At 58.4% G+C, this 1655-nt stretch carries 2 protein-coding genes; both read right to left on the bottom strand.

Going from position 1 to position 1655, the window contains the following annotated elements:
• Window positions 1-813: cation:proton antiporter (locus tag OP496_RS17635; RefSeq protein WP_280565210.1), on the bottom strand; the 813-nt coding region annotated here is incomplete at its 3' end.
• Between the two features lie 220 nt (window positions 814-1033).
• Window positions 1034-1655, bottom strand: a 622-nt coding sequence (locus OP496_RS17630) for a methionine adenosyltransferase domain-containing protein (protein ID WP_280565209.1), incomplete at its 5' end; no start/stop codon positions are given.

The following is a 1655-nucleotide window of genomic DNA, read 5'->3' as shown; positions in this document are numbered from 1 at the left end:
ACGGCCATGGTTGCCGATGAACAGACCGGCGATGACCATCGAAATCGGTCCCGATACGTGCAGATGCGTTGCCAGCGTATAACCTCCCAGCACCAGCGCCAGGCTGACCAGCACCTCGACCTGATACTGGTCGATGCTTTTCATCATCCGGTAGGCGACATACCCCATGACCAATCCGAGTAATGCCCCGCCGCCGGCCTCCTCCAGAAACAGTACGGCGGAGTGTGTGAAAGTCAGCGTTTCGGTCGCAGTCGCCGCCCCCAGCATCATGGTGAACACCACCACCGCAACGCCATCATTGAACAGGGACTCACCGACGATCTTGATCTCCATATCCTCAGGCGCACCGGCGCTTCGCATGATGCCAAGCACGGCAATCGGGTCCGTTGGCGAGATCAGTGCTCCGAAGACCAGACAGTAAAGATAGGGCACCCCGACATGAAAAGTGGCGAAGAGCCACCACGCCGCACTACCGATCGCCACGGTCGAGATCACCACACCGATGGTGGCGAGAAAGCCGATCGAGTAACGGTAGCGTTTGAGCTTGTGAACATCGACGTGCAGCGCACCGGCAAACAACAGACACGACAGCATGCCGTCCATCAGCAAGGCGTTGAAGTTTATCTGGCCCAGCCAGGCTTCCGCCCAATCGGTAATGGCGTCGAAACCGAAGTGACTCAATGTGATCAGCAATACTGATGCCAACAGCGAAATGCACATCACGCCGATCGTCGCCGGTAATTTGATGAAGCGGTAGTTGAACCACGCAAACAGCGCGGTGACCGTGATGAAGACTGCTGCGATTTCCAGCATGCAAAGGCTTCCCTGTCGCTGCCAACCATGGCGAATTGTCGCTGGAGCTCTCATCTCCGTCATTCAACGATAGAGAGTCTTGATGGAGGCGACCATGATGCAGATTCATCGCGACGATAATCGATCAAAAAAGCGGATCCGGGAACCCGGATCCGCTATGCCGTCATAGCGTCGCTTGTCGATCAAACCTCATACGTGGATCTTGCCAGTCGGCCCCTCATTACAGGCCAGCCGCCTGCTGCAAGGCATCGGCACGGTCGACCTTTTCCCAGGGGAAGGCCGTGAAGGTCTCGGTCTGCTGCTCGCCGTTGGCATCGGTCCAGGTATAGCTATGCTCGAACGGCTCGCGGCCGAAGTGACCGTAGGCCGCCGTCAATTGATACATGGGATGCAGCAGGTTGAGCATGCTGGTAATCGCATTCGGGCGCAGGTCGAAGTGCTCACGCACCAGCTCGACGATCTTGGCATCGCTAATCTTGCCGGTACCGAAGGTATCCACGGAGACGGATGTCGGCTCGGCCACGCCGATGGCGTAGGAGATCTGAATCTCGCAGCGCTCGGCGAGACCAGCGGCGACGATATTCTTGGCCACGTAACGTCCGGCATAGGCAGCACTGCGGTCGACCTTGGACGGATCCTTGCCCGAGAACGCTCCGCCACCGTGGCGCGCCATGCCGCCGTAGGTATCGACGATGATCTTGCGCCCCGTCAGGCCGCAGTCGCCCACCGGGCCACCGATGACGAAGTTACCGGTCGGGTTGATGTGGTACTTGGTGTTCTCGGTCAACCATTCAGCGGGAATCACCTCTTCGATGATCTCGCGCTTGATCATGTCACGCAGT

It is taken from the genome of Chromohalobacter sp. 48-RD10 (assembly GCF_029889785.1).
Taxonomy (GTDB): Bacteria; Pseudomonadota; Gammaproteobacteria; order Pseudomonadales; family Halomonadaceae; genus Chromohalobacter.
This window is presented reverse-complemented; position numbering and strand designations above follow the sequence as displayed.